We start from the raw sequence: 21505 nt of genomic DNA, 5'->3' as shown, positions 1-21505 counted from the left end.
GCCCCCTCAATCGCCTTCCAGAAAGCCGCCGGACTGCCGCGCCCAAAGCCCGGCATAGATGCCGCCTTGGGCCAGCAGGGCCTCGTGGCTGCCCTGCTCGACGATGCGCCCGCGCTCCATCACCACCAGCCTGTCCATGCGTGCGATGGTGGAAAGCCGGTGCGCGATGGCGATGACCGTCTTGCCGCGCATCAGCGTCTCAAGCTGCGACTGGATCGCGGCCTCGACCTCGCTGTCAAGCGCGCTGGTCGCCTCGTCCAGCACCAGGATCGGGGCGTCCTTCAACAGCACCCGAGCAATCGCAATGCGCTGGCGCTGCCCGCCCGAAAGCTTCACCCCCCGCTCGCCCACATGGGCCTCATAGCCGCGGCGGCCCTGCGAATCGCCCAGCAGCGGGATGAAACCCGCCGCCTCGGCCAGTTCGGCCGCGCGCCCGATCTGGTCGTCCCCGGCATCGGGCCGTCCATAGGCGATATTGTCGCGGATCGAGCGGTGCAGCAGCGAGGTGTCCTGCGTCACCACCCCGATCGCCGCGCGCAGGCTTTCCTGCGTCACCTGGGCGATGTCCTGCCCGTCGATCAGGATGCGCCCGCTTTCCAGGTCATGAAAACGCAACAGCAGGTTCACCAGCGTCGATTTCCCCGCGCCCGAGCGTCCGACCAGCCCGATCCGCTCGCCGGGGCGGATGGTCAGGCTCAGATCGTCCAGCACCGCGCCCCGCCCTGCCTGGGCCTGTTCGCCATAGCGGAAGGTCACGCCCCGGAAGTCCACCTCGCCGCGCGTGACCGCCAGCGGCCGCGCGCCCGGCGCATCGACCACCATGCGCGGCAGCGCCAACGAACCGATGCCGTCCCGCACCGTGCCGATATTCTCGAAAAGCCCGGCGAATTCCCACATGATCCAATGCGACATGTTGCCAAGCCGCAGCGCCAGGGGAATGGCGATGGCGACCGCTCCGACCTCGACCTGCCCCCGCGTCCAAAGCCACAGCCCCAGGGTCGTCACCGCGAAAATCAGCGCCGAGTTCAGCGAGGCAAGCAGGATGTTCTGGACCGAGGCCAGCCGCATCTGCGCGTGGACCGTGCCCAGAAACCCCTCCATGCTGTCGCGGACATAGCCCTCCTCGCGCGAGCTGTGCGAGAACAGCTTGACCGTGGTGATGTTGGTATAGCTGTCCACGACGCGCCCCGTCATCACCGCGCGCGCATCCGCCTGCGCCTCGCTGACGCGGCCGATCCGGGGGATCAGCCAGGCCAGAAGCAGCCCATAGGACAGGCCCCAGGCCAGAAACGGCAAGGCCAGCCAACCGTCGGTCGAGGCCGCCAGGAAGATCGCGCCGACGAAATAGACCGCGACATAGACCAGCACGTCCATGAACTTCATCGCCACTTCGCGCACGGCCAGCGCCGTCTGCATCAGCTTTGTGGCGATGCGGCCCGCGAATTCGTCCTGGAAATAGCTCATGGACTGGCGCAGCAGATAGCGATGCGCCTGCCAGCGGATGCGCTGCGGCAGGTTCCCCATCAGGGTCTGGTGCATCAAAAGCGAGCCGGCCACCTGCAACAGCGGCAGCGCGACGACCAGGACCGCCGCCATAAGCAGCAGCCGGCCACCCTCCTCGGCCCAGAACTCCGCGCGGCTCGCGCCTGCCAGACGATCCACCAGATCGCCCAGATAGCCAAGAAGCACCACCTCGCAGATCGCGATCAAGGCCGAGCTGGCCGCCATGGCCAGCATATAGCCCCATGCGCCGCGCGTGAAATGCAGCATGAAGCGCCACAACCCGCGAGGAGGCATCTGCGGGGCCTCGCCGGGATAGGGATCCAGCCGCCTCTCGAACCAGCTAAACATGTTTCACCTCGTCAGCCGGGCTGGCGCCCGCTTCGTTCCGATCCCGTGCGGCGATTTCCTTGAGCGTCGCGACATCCCCGCGCGCATTCCGCTGGATCATCCGGCCCCAGACCGCAGCCCGCAGCCGTGCGACGCCCCCGGCTCAGCGCGGACTTCCGGCGGCCAAGGCATGGCCTGACACCCGCCCGCCGACCGCTTTCACTTGATCAGATCGGAAATGTCGTTGTTGCGGTATTCGCGGGACATGCTCGATTGGGCGCAATAGCGGGCTTTCGTCTCGCTACCGTCCTCATATGTCACCTTATAGCTGGTGTTGTTCGGAATCTGATATGTGTCCACTCTCGTCTCGATCTCATTCGGTCGGCCCCAGGCAGCGCCTCCATCCGAACATTCCTGCGTGACCCGGTATGTCGTTGCTCCCGTCTTTTCGATCTTCTTGAACGCGCAGTTCAGACTCGTGCCCGTTCGCGTCACAAGAGAAAACACGTCCGCCCGCGACGCCCGATTGCAGGGGGTTTCGGCCCTGACATAGTAGCCCCGCTTCAAGGGAAGGGTCTGGACTGCCGTATCGGCCAAGGCCGCCGATATGCTCTGGCCACAGGCAAGCAGCAGCACAGCCCCGGTCGCCGCCATGTTTCGGAAAGTCGAACTGCGCATAGGTCCCTCTGCAAGATTCCAGTGATGTAACAGCGTGCCGGGTCGGGTGGCGCAGAACAATGGTCGCCGATGCCCTATATGGGTCACAAACCAACATCGCAATGATAACCCAGAATGCACATTTTTTGTTATTTCGCCAAGGCATGTTAACATGTGAGCATGTCGACGATCAGGACGAAACTCAGGGAAGCCCTGAACATGATACCGAGTTTTTCGAACCGGGAGGAAATGCGGCAAAAGCCCTTCAGCCCGCGGAACAGCCGCCCCACCTCGTTGCGCCGCTTGTAAAGATCGCGATCATATTCCCATGGCTTCCTGCGGTTCGTTTTGGCGGCATGGCGGGCCAAAGCCCCAGGTCAAGAACAAGCTGGTGGGCCTCATCGCCCTCATAGGCACGGCCCATCGGCACCGGCACACCGATAAGCGGCCCGTGCCAGATCGGCATGGACCTCGAAACACTGGCCTCGAAATATTGGCCTCGAAGCGGACACCGCCACGGAAACAGGCGCCTCGACAGGTCCTCATCCGGCACCCCCATGATGCACGGCCTCGATATTGTTGCCGTCGGGGTCCAGGACAAAGGCGCCGTAATAGCCGGCATGGTATTCGGGCCGAAGCCCCGGCGCGCCATTGTCGCGCCCGCCCGCCGCCATCGCCGCGCGATAGAAGGCATCCACGGCCGTGGGGTCCGTCGCCGCAAAGGCGACATGGGTGCCACCCTGCGCGGACCGACCCGAGCCGATCCAGAATTCCGGCTTGCCGGGGCGGCCATAGCCCAGATGGGCGCCATGACCGCCCGTCATCTCCTCGGTCACCTCCAGCACGACGCCAACGCCCAGCACACCCAGGGCCGCGTCGTAAAAGGCGCGGGACCGCTCCAGGTCCGACACCGCAATCCCGATATGGTCGATCATGCGCATTCCCCCCTCCCGATCAGGATGAGGCAGCGCCGCTGACAGATCCCATCCGAAGCCGCCAGCCCCGGCACGATCCGGCATCAAAGATAGCGCCCGCCGCGTTGCAGCACCTCGATCTGATAGCCGTCTGGATCCTCGATGAAGAAAAAGCGCGCGATCACCTCGCCGCCCGGCGCGAAATCGACCAGCTTGCGAGGCGCGAAACCCTCGGCCAGCAGGCGGGCATGCAGCGCCTCCAGATCCTCGACCGAAAAGGCGATGTGACCATAGCCATCGCCCAGATCATAGGGCACGGTCCGGCCCTTGTTGATGGTCAGCTCCAGCTCGGTCTCGCTCTCGGCATTGGCCAGATAGACCAGCGTGAAATCAGGAAAATCCAGCCTCTGGGCGACATCAAGCCCAAAGACCCGGCCATAGAAATCGACCGAACGGGCCTCGTCCAGAACCCGGATCATGGAGTGGATGTATTTCGCCATGGCGCTCTCCCGCGTCGCGTTCCGTCTCATCCGCACCAAAGATCAGCCACGCGCGGGATATGCAAGCGCAAGAGATAAGGCGCCGCGCCCGATCACCAGGCCCACTTCTCCGGGCATCGCACGCGCGGATGAAACGATGGCGACACCTCCAGCCCACCCTCGTCTCGACCCATTGCATCGCCCCCGGCGGCACCCCGAAAGATCCGCGCCCTGCGCGCGGGAAACAGCGCCCCCCCCGACGCCCTCGAACCCTCGGGCCGGGTTCGAAAGGGGCATACCCCCGCCCCTCCGTTTTTGACGGTCGCCGGCTCACAGGAAAGCGCCACCGCAAGTCACCGCAAGCCGCGGGTCGACAAACGCCAAGTCCCTCCGCTCGCCTTCAGATCCACGCCCCCCCTTCTTTCTTGCCGAAATATCCCGGGGTCCGGGGCAGCGCCCCGGCTAGCGGCGGCGCAAAGCAAAAGGCCCGCCCCTTTATGGGACGGGCCTTTCCGCCGTGATATCCCTCTCGGGATCACCCGGCGCTTGTCTCGCGCGGGCGGGGACCAAGCCCCGCCCCGCATCATCACTTGATGATCTTGGACACCACGCCGGCGCCGACGGTGCGGCCGCCTTCGCGGATGGCGAAGCGCAGCTTCTCTTCCATCGCGATCGGCGCGATCAGCTCGACCTCGAACTTCAGGTTGTCGCCCGGCATCACCATCTCGGTGCCCTCGGGAAGCTTCACCGTCCCGGTCACGTCCGTCGTGCGGAAATAGAACTGCGGGCGGTAGTTCGCGAAGAACGGCGTGTGACGGCCGCCCTCTTCCTTGGTCAGGATATAGGCCTCGGCCTCGAAGGTCGTGTGCGGGTTCACCGATTTCGGCTTGCACAGAACCTGGCCGCGCTCCACCCCGTCGCGGTCCACGCCACGCAGCAGAACCCCCACGTTGTCGCCGGCTTCCCCGCGGTCCAAAAGCTTGCGGAACATCTCGACCCCGGTGCAGGTCGTCTTGCGCGTGTCGCGGATACCCACGATCTCAAGCTCGTCGCCCACGTTCACCGCCCCACGCTCGACGCGGCCCGTCACCACCGTGCCACGGCCCGAGATCGAGAAAACATCCTCGATCGGCAGCAGGAACGGCTGGTCCACCGCGCGCTCGGGCGTCGGGATGTATTCGTCCACCGCCGCGATCAGCGCACGGATCGAATCCTCGCCGATCTCCTTGTCGCGCCCTTCCATCGCCGCCAGCGCCGAGCCCTTGATGATCGGAATGTCATCGCCGGGATAGTCGTAGGACGAAAGCAGCTCGCGCACTTCCATCTCGACCAGTTCCAGAAGCTCTTCGTCATCCACCTGGTCGACCTTGTTCAGGTAGACGACCATGTAGGGGATCCCCACCTGGCGGCCAAGAAGAATGTGCTCGCGCGTCTGCGGCATCGGGCCGTCCGCCGCGTTCACCACAAGGATCGCGCCGTCCATCTGCGCCGCGCCCGTGATCATGTTCTTCACATAATCCGCGTGGCCGGGGCAGTCCACATGCGCGTAGTGACGGGCTTCCGATTCGTATTCAACATGCGCCGTCGAGATCGTGATCCCACGCGCACGCTCCTCAGGAGCGCCGTCGATCTGGTCATAGGCCTTGAATTCGCCAAAATACTTGGTGATCGCAGCCGTCAGCGTCGTCTTGCCGTGGTCAACGTGCCCGATCGTCCCAATGTTGACGTGCGGTTTCGTCCGTTCAAACTTTGCCTTTGCCATCATGGCCTCCTATCGGGGGGCCACCCGCGCGACAGCCCCGTCGTGAAACATGCGCCGCGACTTATAGACGGGCCGGGGAAAAATCAAGGGCGGCTCGCATCTGTTCGACGCCATCGCGCAGCGCCCCGGAATCGCGCCGCGCCCCGGAACCCTGCGCTCCACGAGCCGTTATCTCACGATGAGGCTTGCCCCGAGCATGGCCAGGCGTAACACTGAGCCAGTTAGCCTTATTAGCTTTATCAGTCAGGAGGGTCCTAGATGAGTTTGATGAAATCGCTCGCCCGCGTGGCGGCCGGCGTGATGCTGGCCAAGGGCATCGGCACGATGATGAAGAATGCCCAGGGCGGCGCGAAGACCGGCCAATCCGGCGCGACGCCGGCACGCCAACCCTCGGGAGGCATCCTGGGCGATCTTCTGGGAGCAAATACCGGAGGCGGGACCAGCCGGACGACCGGCTCGGGCGGGCTGGGCGACATACTGGGCCAGGTGCTTGGCGGTCGCGTCCCCGGCGCCGGTTCGGGCAAGCCCTATGGCGGCAGCCGTTCGTCGGGCGGCGCCACGGGCGGCCTCGGCGGCATCCTCGACCAGCTCTCCGGCAAGGGCTCGACCTCGGCCAGCGCCGGCGGCGGTCTTGGCGGCCTTCTGGGCGGCGCGGCGGCGGGGGGGCTTGGCGGCATCCTGTCCGATCTTCTGGGAGGCGGCCCGGCCAAGGCCGGCGGCCTCGCGCAGAAAGGCGCGCAACCCAGCAACGATTCCAGCTTCGGCGAGCTTTTCAACGAGACCCTCGCCACCGGCGATGAGCCCAGCACCGCGCCCACGCCCGAACAGAACGCCCTGGCCGGGCTGATGCTGAAGGCGATGATCCAGGCCGCCAAATCCGACGGCGAGATCGACGAGCAGGAGAAGGCCAAGCTCATGTCCGAATTCGGCGAGCTGGACGAGGATGAGCGCGCCTTCATCCGCGAGCAGATGGCCGCGCCCGTCGACGCCGCCGCCCTCGCCCGCGAGGTGCCCCAGGGCTATGGTGAGCAGATCTACCTGATGTCGCTGATGGCGATCGAATTCGACAACCGCAAAGAGGCCGAATATCTGCACGGCCTCGCCACCGCTCTGGGCCTCGACCGCGACACGGTCAACGGCATTCATAGTCAGGTCGGTGCGGTGAACCTTTACGCCTGATCGAAAAGGCCAAGCTGGCGGGGTGCATCATCTTCGCCCCCCGCCGCCGCTTCCAGCCCCGAAAGCGTGATCCCCAGAAGCCGCACCCCATGCGGGTCGGCAAAGACCGGGACCAGCAATTCCCACGCGATGGCCAGCAGATCGTCCCGGCTGGCCACCGCGCGCGGGATCGAACGTGCCCGCGTGATCTGGCGGAAATCGCCGTATTTCACCTTCAGCGTCACCGTCCGCCCCATCCGCTCCGCGGCCATCGCGTGACGCCATACCTTGTCCGCCAGGGGTGCCAGCGCCTCATGCGCTTCGGCAAGCCGGCGCAGATCCTGGAAATAGGTGTTTTCCGCGCCGATGGACTTGCGGATGCGGTCCGGGCGCACCTCGCGATGATCGATGCCGCGCGCGATGTTCCAGTAATGCCCGCCGGACTTGCCGAAGCGCGCGGTCAGGAATTCCAGGCTCTGGCGCGCCAGGTCGGCGCCCGTCTGAATGCCGTGCGCCTCCATCCGCGCCGCCGTGGCCGGGCCGATGCCGTGAAAGCGGCCGATGGGCAGGGCATGGACGAAGGCGGCCCCCGCCTCGGGCGGGATCACGAAAAGCCCGTCGGGCTTGCGCTGATCCGAGGCCAGCTTCGCCAGGAACTTGTTGTAGCTTACCCCGGCCGAAGCGGTCAGCCGCGTCGCCTCGCGGATACGGGCGCGGATCTCCTGCGCGATGCGCGTGGCCGTGCGGCCCTCCAGATGGTCGGTCAGGTCCAGGTAGGCCTCGTCCAGGGACAGAGGCTCGACCAGCGGCGTGTAATCGGCAAAGATCTCGCGGATCTGCTGGCTGACGGCGCGGTAAACATCGAAGCGCGGCTTGACGAAGATCAGGTCCGGGCACAGCCGCTGCGCCCGCGCCGAGGGCATGGCCGAGCGCACCCCGAAGCGCCGCGCCTCATAGCTGGCCGCCGCGACCACCCCGCGCGTAAGGCCGCCGACCGCGACCGGCAATCCGCGCAAGGCCGGATCGTCGCGCTGTTCGACCGAGGCATAGAAGGCGTCCATATCCACATGCACGATGCGGCGGATGCGCCCGGTCTCGCCCGCCGGATCGTCGCTCACGGCAGGATGCGGGCATCCCCCGCCGTCAGCCCGCCGCCTTCCGCGAACGGGCCCATGCGATCAAAGCGCATATGCGCGATGGCCCGCCCGCCCGACTGGGTGAACAGCACCCCCGCCTCGCGGCCGTCGGGCATCAGGATCGGCGTGCCGATGGGGGCCGCGCCCTGGATCCCGACCGTCACGAGGCCCTTGCGAAGCTCGGTCTTGTGTTTCATGCGCGCGGTGACTTCCTGGCCGACATAACAGCCCTTGCGGAAATCGACGCCATGCAGGCGCTCGAACCCCGCCTCCAGGATGAAAGTCTCGTTCGGGATCAGTTCGATCAGGCTTTCGGGGATGCAATGCGCGACCCGGATCGCGTCCCAATCGGTGCCGTCATCGCCTTCGGACCCGTAAAGCCGCCAGCCCAAAGCCTGGTGCCGGGGGTCCATGATCGCGCCGTCCGGCCTTTCGCCGGTCCCCCGCGCCACGGCCAGGTCGGTCGCCTCGATCCCCACCCTGGAGCGCAGCCGATACATCGAAAGGCGCCGCCCCAGATCCTCGGCCAGCCGCGCATCCACGTCGATCAGCAGCCGCGCCTGCTGCGGGACGACCAGGAAATCGGCCAGGTATTTCCCCTGCGGCGTCAGCAGTGCCGCCCAGGCGGGCCGCTCGCCCACCTTGTTCGTGACCAGCCCTTGCAGGAAAGCCACCCGATCCTCGCCCGAAACCGCCAGAATGCGCCGCATCACGTCTCTCCGAATTGCAGGCGGACAAGGGCCGCATAGGCGCCCGCCTGGGCCATAAGCTGGTCATGGCTGCCCTCCTCGACAACCCGGCCGGCCTCGATCACCACGATCTTGTCGGCGTTGCGGATGGTCGAGAGGCGATGGGCGATGACCAGCGTGGTGCGGCCCTGGGACAGTTCGTCCAGCGCCTCTTGCACAAGCCGTTCGCTTTGCGCGTCAAGCGCGCTGGTCGCCTCGTCCAGCAGCAGCACCGGCGCGTCGCGCAGGACCGCGCGCGCGATGGCGACCCGCTGGCGCTGCCCCCCCGACAGGGCCGAGCCGCGCGGCCCGGCGGCGGTGTCCAGCCCCGCCGGCAGCTTGTCCGCGAAATCCGCGACATGGGCCGCGACGACGGCCTGGCGCAACCGTTCCTCATGCTCGGGATTGCCCAGCAGGATGTTCTCGCGCAGCGTCTCGTCGAACAGCGCCGCATCCTGGCTGACGGTCGAGAACTGGTCGCGCAGCACCGACAGATCGAATTCGGCCAGGGGAACGCCGCCCAGCGTGATCCGCCCCGAAGCCGGATCGACCATGCGCGTCAGCAGGTTGAAGACCGTGGACTTGCCCGCCCCCGAAGGCCCGACCAGCGCCGTGGTCCGCCCCGCCTCGGCGGTAAAGCTCAGCCCCTTCAGCACCGGATGCCCGTCATAGTCCAGATGCACGTCCGCAAGCCGGATCGCGGTATTCTCGGGCGGCGCGCGGCGCGTGCCCGAGACGATGCTGGGCCGCATGTCCAGCACGTCATAGATCCGCTCCAGGCTGGCGGCGGCGATCTGCCAGGTGCCGGTCAGGCTGCCCAGGCGCCGCAGCGGCTGGAAGGCCAGCGCCATGGCGGTGAAGAAGGCCATGAAATCGCCCACCGTCCGCTCGCCCGAGGTGACCTCGGCACCGCCCAGCCACAACACGCCCATGAAGCCTAGGCCCGTCACGACATCGACCAGCGCCGGGATCGTCGCGCCGATCGCGGACATCTTGATCTGGCCCATGCGGATGCGGTCCACGATCTGGGCGAAGCGCGCGGCCTGGTAATCCTCCATCCGGTTCAGCTTGACCGCGTTGATGCCGTGCAGCACCTCGTCCAGCCGCGTGGCGCGCTGGCTGGCATTGCCCCGGTTCTGCCGCATCTTGCGCCGGATATAGCGTTGCACCAGCACCATGGGCAGGACCAGAAGCGGCGCGCCGATCAGCGCGGCCAGCGTCCATTCCGGGTCCGTCGCGACCGCCACCCCGAACAGCGACACCAGCGAGACGATGTCGCGCCCCATCCCCGAGATGAAGGTGGACCAGACCCCCTGCACCGCGATGGTGTCGCCCTGCACCCGCTCGATCATCGCGCCGGGCGGGTTCCTTTGGAAGAAGCTGCCGTCCAGCGTCATGACATGGCGCAGCATGTCGGTCTGCATCGTGGTCGAGACCGCCAGCGACACCGAGGTCATCAGGCTGCGGTTGATCACGAAGGTCGCGGCCCGAACCAGGAACAGCCCGAAGATCGCGCCGCCGACCCACCAGATCGCATTGCTGTCCCCGCCGACGAAGACCCGGTCGAAAAGCGGCTTCAGCATCCAGCTCAGCAGCCCCAGGGTCGAGCCTTCCAGGATCAGGAAGAACAGCGCCAGCAGGATGCGCCCGGAATAGGCACGCAGATAGTCCCGCCACATGCGCGAGAACAGATTGGCGGTCTTTTGCAGCTTGTCGGCCATCTGGGCTCCGCGTAACGAATATCGTCAAGGGATAAGGCGCGGGCGGCGGCAGGGCAAGCCGGGCCGGCGGCATCGTGTTGACCTTGGCCGGCGCTGGCCCTACCCAATGCGCGTTCCATCGAAAGGCATCCGAACATGAGCCTTGCCCAGGGCCGCCCGATCATCGCCATCCCCGGCCCCTCTCCGGTGCCCGACCGCGTGCTGCGGGCCATGCACCGTCCCTCGCCCGACATCTACGGCGCCGAGATGACGGATCTAAATCGCGCGCTGATCGCGCAGTTGAAGCGGCTGGCGGGGACCAAGGCGCATGTCGCGCCCTATATCGGCAATGGCCATGCCGGGTGGGAGGCCGCGAACGTGAACCTCTTCAGCCGGGGCGACCAGGCGCTGGTGCTGACCTCGGGGCATTTCGGACGCGGCTGGGCGGCGACAGCACGCGCCCTGGGCGTCGAGGTCGAGGAGATGGATTTCGGCCTGGCTCCGGCCCAGCCGCAGCGCCTGGCCGAACGTCTGGCCGGGGACAAGGCGCATCGCATCAAGGCGGTTCTGGTCTGCCAGGTCGATACCGCCAGTTCGGCCCGCGCCGACATCCCGGCGCTGCGCGCGGCCATGGGCGATCATCCGGCCTTCTTCGCCGTCGATGCCATCGCCTCGCTGGGCTGCGAGCCGATGCTGATGGACGAATGGCGGGTGGATCTGCTGGTCTCGGCCAGCCAGAAGGGGCTGATGGTGCCGCCCGGCGTGGCGCTGGTCTGGGCCTCGGATCGGCTGAAGGCACAGCCCCGCACCGATCTGGCGACACCCTATTGGGACTGGACCCCACGCTTCGAGGCGCAGGAGCTTTGGCAATATTGGGGCGGCACCCCGCCCGTGCAGCATATCTTCGGCATGACCGAGGCGCTGGCGATGCTGCTGGACGAAGAGACCCTGCCCGCCGCCTGGGCGCGGCACGAGGCGCTGGCCCGCGCCACCTGGGCGGCGCTAGACTGGTGGGGCGGCAATGGCGCCGGTATCCGGGCGGTGGTGGCGGAACCCGCCGCGCGCGCACGCTCGGTCACGGCGGCCACGATCCCGGATGCCACGGCGCTGCGGCGCTGGACGCAAGAGGTCACGGGCGTCACGCTGGGCATCGGCCTGGGCGCCTCCGATCCTGATCGCGGCTTGCGCATCGCCCATATGGGACACGCGAACGCGCCGCAACTGCTGGGCACCCTGGCCGCCATCGAGGCCGGGCTGGACGCGCTTTCGATCCCGCACACGCCCGGCGGCATCGGTGCCGCCGCCCGCGTCATCGCCTCGGGGGCCTGACCCGCCCCCTCGATCCGCGCCGCATGGGTATTTGAGAAGCAAAGAAGGCACGAAGCCGCGCGCAATGGGTCTTTCCGTTTTCCGGGTCCCCATGCGAGAGTTCGGCCAGGAAACACGCCGCCGCAGAGGCGCTTGTCAGACGAAAGGCCCAGGGATGCGCGTCTCGCCCCTGCCCGAGTTTCAATCCGAGGCCCTGTTGGCGCGGGCGGATTTCGGCGCGGTCGACCGGCGGCTGCGGCGGGAGGCGGCGCGGCGGGGTTGCGAGTTGCATGAGGGGCATGGCCGTTCGACCTGGTGCCAGTTCGCCGAGGGCGAGTTCGGCGCCAAGAAGCGCGGCCATGACGTGCTGCTTTTCGTCCGCGCCCATCGCGCCGAGGATCTGGAGAGGTTGCGGCGCGGGCTGTCGGCCCAGTTGGCGGGGCTTTTGCCGCCATCCGGCGCGCCGCTGGAATGGAGCGGCGGCGACGATGCCGGAAAGCCGCCGACAAGCTTCAGCCTGGCCTGGCTGCGCGATGTCACCCGCCTGACGCCGGATTTCCTGCGGTTGCGGCTTGAGGGGCCGGGCCTGGCGCGCCTGATGCACACGGAGTCGATGCATTTCCGGCTGCTGCTTCCGCCCGCGGGCGATCCGGCGCCCGAATGGCCCAGGCTGGCGGCGAATGGTCAGATCCTGTGGCCGAAGGGGGCGAAGGCGCTGCATCGTCCGGTATATACCGTCAGCGCCCACGATCCCGAGGGCCGTTGGATCGAGACCGATGTTTTCCTGCATTCGGGCGGCCGGACCGGCGCCTGGGCAAGAAGCGCACCGCCGGGTCACAAGATCGGCATCAGCGGCCCCTCGGGCGGCGGCATCCCGGAAAGCGATGCGCTGCTGCTGGCCGGGGATCCTTCGGCCTATCCGGCGATGGCGCGCATCCTGGCCGCGCGGCCACACGCGAGGGGCACGGTCTGGCTGCTGGGCCGGCAGGCCGAATATCCTTGGCCTCGCCCCGTGGGCATGGTCTTTCAGCGGGTTGCTGATGCGCAGGCGCTGGCGGCCCGGCTGGCCGATGCGCCGCCGCGACCGGAAAGCTTTCTGTGGATGGCGATGGAGAAGGCGCAGATCGCCGTCCTGCGCGAGTTGCTGACCGGCTCACTCGCCCATGACAAGGCACGCTGTCACCTTGCCTCCTATTGGACGCGCGAGGCGCGGGAATAAGGTCCAGCTAATAGTTGACAATTTTACCCTGCCGTTTGATACCCGGTCGCGAACCGCAGCCAGGAATCGCTGCCGGCCCCGTGCCAGGCAGGCCATGGCCAGATGCGGCTGATCGACGCCGATGACACGAAGGACCAAGATGCGCCATTCGTCGCTGCCACGCTACGGCGTGGGCCCCGCCATTTCGCTTGCCTGCCTTCTGAGTGCAAGCGCCCTTTGGGCACAGGACGCCCCCACTACTCCAGCGAGCCCCGCGCCCGCCGTCCAGACGCAGGCGCCCGTTGCCACGCCCGCCGTGACCCCGGCGCCGGCACCAGCCGAAACCGCCGCACCGGCGACGCAGCCCCCGGCAGCACCCGTCGCCGAGCCACCCGCCACCCCGGCTTCCGGTGCCGAAACGCCCGCCGCCGAAACGCCACAAGCCCCTGCGGAAACGGTCGAGACGCCCGCCGTGACCCCGGCTCCGGTGCCGGTCGAGACCGTCGCCGAACCGCCGCCACCCTCAGAGGGCGAAGGCGGGCTGGTCCAGGCGCTGCAAGACGCCCTGGCCCCGCTGGCCCCGACCGAGCGCGATCCGAACCTGCCCCACGATCTTTCCCCTATGGGCATGTTCTGGGCCGCCGACCGCGTGGTCAAGGCGGTGATGATCGGGCTGGCACTGGCCTCGGTCGCGACCTGGACGGTGCTCGTGGTCAAGCTTCTGCAACTGACCGGCGCCTCGCGCCGGGTCGGCGCCGGCATCCGGCGGATCGAGAAGGCCCCGAACCTGACGGCGGCGCTTTCGACGACCGGACGGCGGGGGGATCCTGTCTCGCGCATGATCCGGGCGGCGGCCAAGGAATACGACCGCTCGGCCCCGGCGCTGGACCAGGCCGGCAGCAGCGGCCTGAAGGAACGCGTGGACAGCCACCTGGAGCGGATCGCCGCCGTCGCGGGGCGTCGCATGGGCGTCGGCACCGGCCTTCTGGCCACGATCGGCTCGATCGCGCCTTTCGTCGGGCTGTTCGGCACGGTCTGGGGCATCATGAACAGCTTCATCGGCATTTCCGAGGCGCAGACGACCAACCTGGCCGTGGTGGCCCCCGGCATCGCCGAGGCGCTGCTGGCCACCGCCATCGGCCTTGTCGCCGCCATCCCGGCAGTGGTGATCTACAATATCTTCGCCCGCGCCATCACCGGCTATCGGCTGCGGCTGGTCAATGCGGCCGCCGGGGTCAAGCGCCTGGTCAGCCGCGACCTGGACTTCCGCGACGCGACCGGCGTCCAGGCCAAGGTGTAAGCCATGGCAGGCGGTATCCGTGACCTGGACGGCGACGACATGGTGGAAAGCCATGAGATCAACGTCACGCCCTTCATCGACGTGATGCTGGTGCTGCTGATCATTTTCATGGTCGCCGCGCCGCTGGCGACGGTGGACGTGAACGTGGATCTGCCGGTGTCGAACGCGACCCCGGCGCAGCGCCCGGACGAGCCGATCTATGTCACCGTGCGGCCGGACCTGACGCTGGCCATCGGCAATGCCGACGTGCCGAGCGACGGTCTGCCCGCCGCGCTGGCCGAGGCGACAAAGAACAACCGCGACACCCGCATCTTCCTGCGCGCCGACAAGATGGTGGCCTATGGCGACCTGATGGGGGTGATGAACGCGCTGCGCGAGGCCGGCTATCTGAAGATCGCGCTGGTCGGGCTTGAGACGCTGGGCGCCGTGCCTGCCCCGGCTGCTGCGACCGCCGCCCCGGCGGCCGCACCCACCACGGGGTCCACGCCATGAGCCGCCGCCAGGGGCTGATGCGCGAGGGCGCGCTTTGGGGATCGGCGGCGGTGTTGGCGCTGGCCGCGCATCTGGGCGGCGCGATCTGGCTGATGCGCACCGCCGAGGCGGCGGCGCCTCCGGGCCTGCCCGAGCCGGTCTTCGTCGAGCTTGCGCCCATGCCCGAGGCTGCGGCCCCCCCGGATGAGATCGAGACCCCCGAGGTGGAAGAAGCCGAACCCGAGCCGGTGCCCGATCTGGCCCTGGATGAGCCGCTGCCCGTGCCGGAACCGATTCCGGACATGGACTCGCTTTTCCCGCCCCCGCCAGACGCGGTGGTGATCCAGAAATCCGAGCGTCCGCAAGAGCGGCCCGAGCCCGAGCCCGAGCCGAAGCAGGTCCGCAAGGAGCCGGAAAAGAAGCCGGAGCCGAAGAAGAAGGCCCCCGAGGAGCAGCCCCAGCGCAAGGCCCAGACCACGGTGCGCGCCGCGCAATCCGACCGTTCGGCGGCGCCGGCGCAGGGCGCCCAGCCCTCGCCCAAGCAGGTGGCAAGCTGGCAGAGCCGGGTCCAGGCGGCGGTGGCACGCCATATGCAGCGCGCGCGCGTGTCAGGACGGCGCGGCGCGGCAATGCAGGTCACGGTGACCTTCACGCTGGGGGGGAATGGCGCGGTGACGGGCGCGCGACTGCTGGGTTCTACCGGGGACGCGCAACTGGACGCCATGCTGAATCGCCAGGCCAGCCGGATGCCGCGCCTGCCCTCGCATCCATCCGGCAAGTCGGTGCCGCTGACCCTGCCGGTGCGGATCACCTTCTGATCCGAATCAGGCGTCCAGCGCCGTCACGTCCAGGACCGGCGCCAGGGCGCGGATGACGGCGGCCAAGGCCCGCGCATCGCCCGCAGTCTCGGCATTGCGGCGCCAGACCACGGCCAGATCGCGCGAAGGCGCGGGATCGACGAAGGGCACGATCCGCAGCCTGCCATCGCGGTTCTCGTCCGCCATCGCCAGGCGCGGAATCAGCGTCATGCCCATGCCGCTGGCGACCATGCGCATCAGGGTGGCCATCGAGGCCGCCTCCAGGTTCAGCTTGGCGCGCGGGCTGCGCAGGCCGCAGACCGAAAGCGCCTGGTCGCGCAGGCAATGCCCGTCCGCCAACAGCAGCAGCCGCTCGGTCTCCAGGTGCTCGGGGCGGGCAGGCCCCGAAAGATAGGTCGTGTCATCCTCGGAAAGCGCGATCAGGAAGGGGTCGCGCAGCACCGGCTCGGCGGAAAGCGCAGGTTCGGCCACCGGCAGCGCCATCAGCCCGGCATCGAAGCGGTGGCTCTTGATCCCCTCGGCCAGTTCGTCGGTGACGATCTCGTGCAAGGTCAGGTCCAGCCCCGGATGACGCTGGCGCAAGGCGGGCACCAGATGCGGAATCAGATAGGGCGCCACGGTCGGAATGATCGCCAGGCGCAGCCGGCCCGAAAGCGGCGCGCGCCCGGAAAGCGAAAGGCTTTCAAGCCGCTGCGCCTGGTCCATCAACTCCTGGGCCGCGGGCAGCAGGCGTTCCCCCAGCGCGGTCAGCCGCACCGGCCCGGTGCCCGAGCCACGCTCGAACAGCGCGCCGCCCAGCCGCGCCTCAAGCTGCGCGATCTGGCTTGACAGGCCCGGCTGCGACACGTTCGAAACCTCGGCCGCGCGGCCGAAATTGCGCATCCGGGCAACGGCAAGGAAATAGGTGATCTGGCGCAGGGTAAAGTTCATGGACCCGGCTTATCAAAGCGGCGGGCGGTAGCAAGGGCGGGCTTGCGCCTACCACCTGGCCCGGCTGCAACCCGGAGACGGCGCCCGGCCGGTCCCTTCAGCCCTTGCGGGCCACCAGCAGCTTGTCGATGCGCCGCCCGTCCAGGTCCAGAACCTCGATCCGCCAGGCGCCCCAATCGACACTGTCGCCGATCTGCGGGATCTGGCCGGCCAGGTCCAGCACCAGACCCGCCACGGTCGAGAAGTCATGATCCTCATGCAGCGACATGCCCAGCCGGTCGGCGAGTTCGTCGGCGGGCATCCAGCCCGCAACCAGCAGGCTGCCATCCTCGCGCTCGACCAGCTTCGGCTCGTCATCGTCCAGGCCCGAGAATTCGCCCGTGATCGCCTCAAGCACGTCCATCGGCGTCACCACGCCCTCGAAATGGCCGTATTCGTCATAGACCAGCAGCATCTGGCCCGGCGAGGTGCGCAGGCGCGAGATGACATCGGGCGCGTCCATCGTCTCGGGGATGATCGGTGCCTCTTTCATCAATTGGCGAATGTCGAAATTCTGCGCGCTGATCGCCACCAGATCGGCGCTGGCGACGACACCGATCATGTTGTTTTCGTCGCCGTCGCTGACCGGCAGGCGGGTGCGGTGGCTTTGGCGGAACTTGCGCGCCACGCTGGCGAAACTGTCGGCCACGTCGATCGCCACGATATCGCGGCGCGGCGTCATCAGCCCGCGCGCGCTGCGGTCGGCGATGCGCATGACGCCCGCGATCATCTCGGTTTCGGCGCGGTGCATGACGCCGGCATTCTCGGCCTCGGCGATGACCAGGCGGATCTCTTCGTCCGAGATGCCGCTGCTGTCCGTGCCGGTCTGACCCAGCAGCCGCAGCACCAGCTTGCCCGAGCGGTCCAGCAGCCAGACCAGCGGCGCCGCCACGCGCGAGATGCCGCGCATCAGGGGCGCCACGCGCTGCGCGACCTGCTCGGGCTGGCGCAGCGCGACCTGCTTGGGGACCAACTCGCCCAGGATCAGCGACAGATAGGTGATGGCGACAACCACCAGGCCGGTGCCCAGTGGCTGCGCGACCGTGGCTGGCACACCCCAGCCCGGCAGCGCCGCGGACAGCCGTGCGCCCAGCGTCGCCCCGGAAAAGGCCCCCGAAAGCACCCCGACCAGGGTGATGCCGATCTGCACCGAACTCAGGAAGCGGCCAGGGTCGTCGGCCAGGTCCAGCGCGGTCTGGGCGCCTTTGCTGCCGCGCTCGGCCAGCACCTTCAACCGCGCGGGACGGGACGAGACGATGGCCAGTTCGGACATCGACAGAAGCCCGTTCACCAAGGTCAGAAGGACGACGATCAGGATCTCGATCCACATGGGCTTATGCTCGTTTTGTCCGCACGGAGCGGTATCTCTGGGGGTGTCTGGCGGTGGCCGCGAAGCGCGCCCGATCCGAACCGGGGATCCGCGCAAGACCCGACACGCCGAAGCGCGGCGCGCAAGGCCGGCAGGGGCGCGGCGCGGTCATCACGCGCGGACGCTGGCCGCGAGACGGCTTTGGAAAGAAATTGCCGGGCTCCGGCTCGGGGTCACCATCCTGGGGGCTGTCCAGAAGGATGGAAGCGACCTCGCCGGGCCCGCTTCGTCGCGAAGGCTCGGCAAGATCGGATATGTCGTCGATCATCACAAGGGTCGGCGGCTGTTTCCGAAATCTCTGTTCGCCCATTCTATCCATTGCGGCGCCGGGAACAACCACAGATCGGACATCCCCGACCGGAGCCATCTGGCGGACGCGGACGGCATCATATCGAACGGGCGGCGTCCAGTTTCAGCGCGGCGGGGCTTTCGCCCTCGGCCACGCTGGCGGGCGGGCGGCGGCGGCCGCGCAGCCATGCGGTCACGCCCGCCTCAAGGTAGCGGGCGCTCAGCGTGGCGATCAGCAGGCAGACGGGCAGCGTGATCAACAGAAAGGCAGGCTGGGTCAGCGCGCCCAGATGCTCGGGCAGGGCAAGCTTGCGGAAAAGGTTTTTGACCGGGCCAAGCACCAGCGGGTGCCAAATGTAAAGGCTGTAGCTGATCGTCCCCAGCCAGATGAACGGGCCGGTCTGCAACAGACGCGACATCAGGCCCCGGCCATGCACCAGCCCGTTCATGAAGGTGGTGGCGGCCAGGAAGGCCAGCGGGCCGGTCAGCCAGATCCAGCCGTGATGCCATTGATAGATCGGAGGAATATGCGGTATGGCATCGCTGGATCCGGCCTGCCACAGTGCCAGGAACGCCAGCAGGCAGAAAAGCGGCGCCCTGGACAGCAGCCGCAGCAACGGCACCTTTTCCACCCAGCCCAGGGCGACCAGCACGCCGGGCAGGAAATAAAGCGCGCGCGGCTCGGTCACGCAATAGGAAAGGCCCAGGGCCAGGGCCAGCCAGGTCAGGTCCAGACCGCGCCGGCGCCCCAGCAGGATCATGAAGCCCAGAAGATAGAAGGCGAACTCGAAGCTGAGCGTCCAGGTCACGCCATAGATCACCGTCACCGGCAGAACCGGACCCAGGGCCAGGAAGTTCGCCAGAATCATGCCCAGGTTGCCCAGAATGCCACCATCGGCCAGCGGTCCCCGCGCGACCGAGAGATTGGCCAGGATCGCGACCGGCAGCACCGCCCAAAGCACCGGATAGATCCGCGTCGCCCGGTCGGCGATGAATTGCACCGGCGTGCGCGCGCGCGCCATGGTGCCCACGATGACATAGCCGCTGATCATGAAGAACAGTTCGACCCCGAATTTCAGCGAATCGAAGCCCTGGTGCAGCAGCCAAGGCATCGGGACCGGCGGCAGACCCGAGTTAAAGACGTGATAGATGACCACGGACAGGGCGAACAGCCCTCGTCCGCCATGCACGGGCCGAGAAAAACCGGACAACGCTGAAACCTCACAACTGCGACTGGCCCAGACTATACATCTATCACGCCGCAAGCGACATGCCGGAATCGGCAGGACCGCCTGCGTCGCGTCGAAAAATGCCGGTCTAAACGGCAGGTCAGAAGCTGTTGCGTTCGTGATAGGTGCGCAGGAAATTCCAGATGCGTTCGTCCTTGGGCGCGTGGAAGATGCCCCGCGGGCTGTCCACCGCGACCAGTTCGCCCTTTTCCATGAAGGCGACCTGATCGGCGACATGGGCGGCGAAGCCCATCTCATGCGTGACGACCACCATGGTCATGCCCTCGGAGGCCAGCGCCTTCATCACGTTCAGCACCTCGCCCACCAGTTCGGGATCCAGCGCGCTGGTCGGCTCGTCGAACAGCATCAGCCGGGGCTCCATCGCGATGGCGCGGGCGATGGCGACGCGCTGCTGCTGGCCGCCCGACAGCCGCGCCGGGTGGTTGCCCATCTTGTCGCCCAGGCCCACCTTGCGCAGGGCGTCGGCGGCGCGGGCCTCGGCCTCGGCCCTGGGCAGGCCGCGCACCCGGATCAGCCCTTCGGCCACGTTCTGCTGCGCGGTCATGTGCGGCCACAGGTTGAACTGCTGGAACACCATGCCGATGGACCGCCGCATCTCGCGCAGCTTGCGGCCCGACATCTTGCGGCCGGGGCTGTCATAGCCGATCAGCCTGCCGTCGATGCGCACCTCGCCCGAATCGTATTCCTCAAGGAAGTTGATGCAGCGCAGCAATGTGGACTTGCCCGACCCCGAAGGCCCGATCAGGCAGGTCACCTTGCCGGGCGGGATCGACAGGTCCACGTCCTTCAACGCATGGAACGGGCCGTAGAACTTGTTGACCTTGCTGATTTCGACGGAGGATGCCTGCATCGCTTACGTCCTTTCGATCAGATGTTGGGTGACGCGGCGCTCGAACCGGCGCCCAAGGCGGCTGATGGTCTCGACCAGGGCCCAGAAGAACAGCGCCAGGACCAGGTTCGCCTCGACATAGCGGAAGGTCTCGGTGGACATGCGGCTGACCTGATACATCAGTTCCGGCACGGTGATGACGGACAGGATCACCGTCTCCTTGGTCAGGATGATCGAGAAATTGACCAGCGCCGGCAGCGAGGAGACCAGCCCCAGCGGCAGCAGGATGCGGCGGATGATCGAAGGCTCGGCCATGCCGATGGCGCGGGCGGCCTCGACCTGGCCATGCGGCACGGCGCGAAAGCCGGAACGGAAGATCTCGGCGAAATAGGGGCTGCCATAGATGGTCAGGCCCAGCAGGCCGGCGGGCAGCGCGTCCAGCCGCAGCCCGATCAGCGGGCCACCGTAATACAGCACGAAAAGCTGCACCAGAAAGGGCGTGCCCCGGATCACCTCGATATAGACCTGGATCAGCCAGCGCACGGGGCGCGGCGCGTAACGCTGGACCAGCGCGATGGCCAGGCCAAGCGCCATGGCAAAGACCGTGCCCAAGGCCCAGCAGATGACAGTAATGCTGAAGCCGCGCAGCAGCATCGGCCCATATTGCAGCAAGATGTCCATCACACGGCCGTCCTGTGTTCAAGGTAACGCCCCAGCGCCGCAAGGCACAGGTTGATCGCCAGATAGATGCAGGCCGCCGCGATATAGACCTCAAGCGGGCGGAAGGTGGTCGCGGCCTGGGCCTGACTTGCCCGCGTGATTTCCAGAATGCCCACCACCGAGACCAGCGAACTGGCCTTGACCAGCAGGATCAGCTCGTTGACCAGCGCCGGCAGGGACAGGGTGAAGGCTTGCGGCAGGATCACCCGGACCCAGGTGTCGCGGGGCGTCATGCCGATGGCCGTCGCGGCCTCGGTCTGGCCTTTGGGCAGCGCCGCGATGGCGCCGCGCCAGATTTCGCTGATATAGGCGCTGGCGCAGATCCCCACGCAGATCACGGCGGCGGCGGTCGCCGGCATGTCCAGCCCGATCACCGGCAGCGTGTAGTAAAAGACCAGCAACTGCACCAGCAGCGGCACGCCGCGCAGGAAGCTGACCCAAAGCCCCGCGAAGCCGCGAAGCGCGGCATAGGGCGACAGCCGCGCGGCACAGATCAGCGTGCCGATCACCAGCCCCAGCCCGATCCCCAGAACCGAGATCAGCAGCGTATAGCGCGCCGCCCAGAACAGCGGCTGGAAGCTTTCCAGAAAGACGGGGATCGAGAACATGCGCCCTGGTCCT

At 67.5% G+C, this 21505-nt stretch carries 20 protein-coding genes and 1 pseudogene; 6 read left to right on the top strand and 15 right to left on the bottom strand.

Annotated elements, in window-relative coordinates; all coding sequences use genetic code 11:
• Positions 1-6: 6 nt before the first annotated feature.
• From QM682_RS03095 to tuf, 6 genes and pseudogenes are all read right to left on the bottom strand, one after another.
• The gene (locus tag QM682_RS03095; RefSeq protein WP_415126990.1) at positions 7-1851 is read right to left on the bottom strand and encodes an ABC transporter ATP-binding protein; all 1845 of its coding nucleotides are present in this window, start codon (positions 1849-1851) and stop codon (positions 7-9) included.
• A 198-nt stretch (positions 1852-2049) separates the two neighbouring features.
• Complete coding sequence (locus QM682_RS03090; RefSeq protein WP_415126988.1) at positions 2050-2508, bottom strand: hypothetical protein; 459 nt, start codon at positions 2506-2508, stop codon at positions 2050-2052.
• A gap of 146 nt (positions 2509-2654) precedes the next feature.
• A pseudogene (locus tag QM682_RS03085) lies at positions 2655-2911 on the bottom strand (IS5/IS1182 family transposase); the annotation flags it as partial.
• A gap of 118 nt (positions 2912-3029) precedes the next feature.
• The gene (locus QM682_RS03080; protein ID WP_415127213.1) at positions 3030-3422 is read right to left on the bottom strand and encodes a VOC family protein; all 393 of its coding nucleotides are present in this window, start codon (positions 3420-3422) and stop codon (positions 3030-3032) included.
• Between the two features lie 83 nt (positions 3423-3505).
• Entirely contained in the window at positions 3506-3901 is a 396-nt protein-coding gene (locus tag QM682_RS03075; RefSeq protein WP_415126986.1) for a VOC family protein, read from the bottom strand.
• A 565-nt stretch (positions 3902-4466) separates the two neighbouring features.
• The gene (tuf, locus tag QM682_RS03070; protein WP_415126984.1) at positions 4467-5642 is read right to left on the bottom strand and encodes an elongation factor Tu; all 1176 of its coding nucleotides are present in this window, start codon (positions 5640-5642) and stop codon (positions 4467-4469) included.
• 258 nt (positions 5643-5900) lie between these two features.
• On the opposite strand from tuf, the gene QM682_RS03065 reads away from it, so the two are divergent.
• A complete protein-coding gene (locus tag QM682_RS03065) occupies positions 5901-6821 on the top strand; it encodes a DUF533 domain-containing protein (protein ID WP_415126982.1) in 921 nt (306 codons plus the stop codon).
• Here the strand turns inward: QM682_RS03065 and dinB are convergent.
• Genes dinB through QM682_RS03050 form a run of 3 tightly spaced genes read right to left on the bottom strand, consistent with a single transcriptional unit; the run spans position 6812 to position 10385 of the window.
• The gene (gene dinB, locus QM682_RS03060; protein WP_415126980.1) at positions 6812-7918 is read right to left on the bottom strand and encodes a DNA polymerase IV; all 1107 of its coding nucleotides are present in this window, start codon (positions 7916-7918) and stop codon (positions 6812-6814) included. The genes QM682_RS03065 and dinB overlap by 10 nt on opposite strands.
• Entirely contained in the window at positions 7915-8646 is a 732-nt protein-coding gene (locus tag QM682_RS03055) for a YgfZ/GcvT domain-containing protein (RefSeq protein ID WP_415126978.1), read from the bottom strand. The genes dinB and QM682_RS03055 overlap by 4 nt, the downstream gene beginning before the upstream one ends.
• Complete coding sequence (locus tag QM682_RS03050; protein ID WP_415126976.1) at positions 8646-10385, bottom strand: ABC transporter ATP-binding protein; 1740 nt, start codon at positions 10383-10385, stop codon at positions 8646-8648. The genes QM682_RS03055 and QM682_RS03050 overlap by 1 nt, the downstream gene beginning before the upstream one ends.
• Positions 10386-10520: 135 nt before the next feature.
• Here QM682_RS03050 and QM682_RS03045 point away from each other — a divergent pair, with 135 nt between their 5' ends.
• The 5 genes from QM682_RS03045 (at position 10521) to QM682_RS03025 (ending at position 15459) form a co-directional block, all read left to right on the top strand.
• On the top strand, positions 10521-11693 hold the full coding sequence (locus tag QM682_RS03045; RefSeq protein WP_415126974.1) for a pyridoxal-phosphate-dependent aminotransferase family protein: 1173 nt from the start codon (positions 10521-10523) through the stop codon (positions 11691-11693).
• Between the two features lie 154 nt (positions 11694-11847).
• A complete protein-coding gene (locus tag QM682_RS03040; RefSeq protein WP_415126972.1) occupies positions 11848-12891 on the top strand; it encodes a siderophore-interacting protein in 1044 nt (347 codons plus the stop codon).
• 139 nt (positions 12892-13030) lie between these two features.
• Complete coding sequence (gene exbB, locus QM682_RS03035) at positions 13031-14170, top strand: tonB-system energizer ExbB (RefSeq protein ID WP_415126970.1); 1140 nt, start codon at positions 13031-13033, stop codon at positions 14168-14170.
• A gap of 3 nt (positions 14171-14173) precedes the next feature.
• The gene (exbD, locus tag QM682_RS03030) at positions 14174-14662 is read left to right on the top strand and encodes a TonB system transport protein ExbD (RefSeq protein WP_415126968.1); all 489 of its coding nucleotides are present in this window, start codon (positions 14174-14176) and stop codon (positions 14660-14662) included.
• Complete coding sequence (locus QM682_RS03025; protein ID WP_415126966.1) at positions 14659-15459, top strand: energy transducer TonB family protein; 801 nt, start codon at positions 14659-14661, stop codon at positions 15457-15459. Before exbD ends, QM682_RS03025 begins: the two co-directional genes overlap by 4 nt.
• Before the next feature lie 6 nt (positions 15460-15465).
• Here the strand turns inward: QM682_RS03025 and QM682_RS03020 are convergent, their stop codons facing one another.
• The 6 genes from QM682_RS03020 to QM682_RS02995 all read right to left on the bottom strand — a co-directional run bounded on the left by QM682_RS03020 (position 15466) and on the right by QM682_RS02995 (position 21492).
• Positions 15466-16389 carry a LysR substrate-binding domain-containing protein gene (locus QM682_RS03020; protein ID WP_415126964.1) on the bottom strand — a complete coding sequence of 308 codons (924 nt, stop codon included), beginning with the start codon at positions 16387-16389 and terminating at the stop codon, positions 15466-15468.
• 97 nt (positions 16390-16486) lie between these two features.
• The gene (locus QM682_RS03015) at positions 16487-17758 is read right to left on the bottom strand and encodes a hemolysin family protein (protein ID WP_415126962.1); all 1272 of its coding nucleotides are present in this window, start codon (positions 17756-17758) and stop codon (positions 16487-16489) included.
• Positions 17759-18183: 425 nt separating this feature from the next.
• Positions 18184-19296 (bottom strand): acyltransferase family protein, encoded by a 1113-nt coding sequence (locus tag QM682_RS03010; RefSeq protein WP_415126960.1) that lies wholly within the window; start codon positions 19294-19296, stop codon positions 18184-18186.
• Between the two features lie 118 nt (positions 19297-19414).
• A complete protein-coding gene (locus tag QM682_RS03005; protein WP_415126958.1) occupies positions 19415-20185 on the bottom strand; it encodes an amino acid ABC transporter ATP-binding protein in 771 nt (256 codons plus the stop codon).
• Between the two features lie 3 nt (positions 20186-20188).
• Complete coding sequence (locus QM682_RS03000; protein ID WP_415126956.1) at positions 20189-20845, bottom strand: amino acid ABC transporter permease; 657 nt, start codon at positions 20843-20845, stop codon at positions 20189-20191.
• Positions 20845-21492 carry an amino acid ABC transporter permease gene (locus QM682_RS02995; RefSeq protein WP_415126954.1) on the bottom strand — a complete coding sequence of 216 codons (648 nt, stop codon included), beginning with the start codon at positions 21490-21492 and terminating at the stop codon, positions 20845-20847. Before QM682_RS02995 ends, QM682_RS03000 begins: the two co-directional genes overlap by 1 nt.
• Between the last annotated feature and the right edge of the window lie 13 nt (positions 21493-21505).

Source organism: Paracoccus sp. (in: a-proteobacteria) (genome assembly GCF_047605025.1).
GTDB lineage: Bacteria > Pseudomonadota > Alphaproteobacteria > Rhodobacterales > Rhodobacteraceae > Paracoccus.
Note: the sequence above shows the minus strand (reverse complement) of the source record. Positions and strands in the feature narration are given on the sequence as shown.

Coding starts and splice junctions, on each gene's coding strand:
- QM682_RS03095 (WP_415126990.1), bottom strand. CDS start 1,851: ATGTTTAGCTGGTTCGAGAGGCGGCTGGATCCCTATCCCGGCGAGGCC.
- QM682_RS03090 (WP_415126988.1), bottom strand. CDS start 2,508: ATGCGCAGTTCGACTTTCCGAAACATGGCGGCGACCGGGGCTGTGCTG.
- QM682_RS03080 (WP_415127213.1), bottom strand. CDS start 3,422: ATGATCGACCATATCGGGATTGCGGTGTCGGACCTGGAGCGGTCCCGC.
- QM682_RS03075 (WP_415126986.1), bottom strand. CDS start 3,901: ATGGCGAAATACATCCACTCCATGATCCGGGTTCTGGACGAGGCCCGT.
- tuf (WP_415126984.1), bottom strand. CDS start 5,642: ATGGCAAAGGCAAAGTTTGAACGGACGAAACCGCACGTCAACATTGGG.
- QM682_RS03065 (WP_415126982.1), top strand. CDS start 5,901: ATGAGTTTGATGAAATCGCTCGCCCGCGTGGCGGCCGGCGTGATGCTG.
- QM682_RS03055 (WP_415126978.1), bottom strand. CDS start 8,646: ATGCGGCGCATTCTGGCGGTTTCGGGCGAGGATCGGGTGGCTTTCCTG.
- QM682_RS03050 (WP_415126976.1), bottom strand. CDS start 10,385: ATGGCCGACAAGCTGCAAAAGACCGCCAATCTGTTCTCGCGCATGTGG.
- QM682_RS03045 (WP_415126974.1), top strand. CDS start 10,521: ATGAGCCTTGCCCAGGGCCGCCCGATCATCGCCATCCCCGGCCCCTCT.
- QM682_RS03040 (WP_415126972.1), top strand. CDS start 11,848: ATGCGCGTCTCGCCCCTGCCCGAGTTTCAATCCGAGGCCCTGTTGGCG.
- exbB (WP_415126970.1), top strand. CDS start 13,031: ATGCGCCATTCGTCGCTGCCACGCTACGGCGTGGGCCCCGCCATTTCG.
- exbD (WP_415126968.1), top strand. CDS start 14,174: ATGGCAGGCGGTATCCGTGACCTGGACGGCGACGACATGGTGGAAAGC.
- QM682_RS03025 (WP_415126966.1), top strand. CDS start 14,659: ATGAGCCGCCGCCAGGGGCTGATGCGCGAGGGCGCGCTTTGGGGATCG.
- QM682_RS03020 (WP_415126964.1), bottom strand. CDS start 16,389: ATGAACTTTACCCTGCGCCAGATCACCTATTTCCTTGCCGTTGCCCGG.
- QM682_RS03015 (WP_415126962.1), bottom strand. CDS start 17,758: ATGTGGATCGAGATCCTGATCGTCGTCCTTCTGACCTTGGTGAACGGG.
- QM682_RS03005 (WP_415126958.1), bottom strand. CDS start 20,185: ATGCAGGCATCCTCCGTCGAAATCAGCAAGGTCAACAAGTTCTACGGC.
- QM682_RS03000 (WP_415126956.1), bottom strand. CDS start 20,845: ATGGACATCTTGCTGCAATATGGGCCGATGCTGCTGCGCGGCTTCAGC.
- QM682_RS02995 (WP_415126954.1), bottom strand. CDS start 21,492: ATGTTCTCGATCCCCGTCTTTCTGGAAAGCTTCCAGCCGCTGTTCTGG.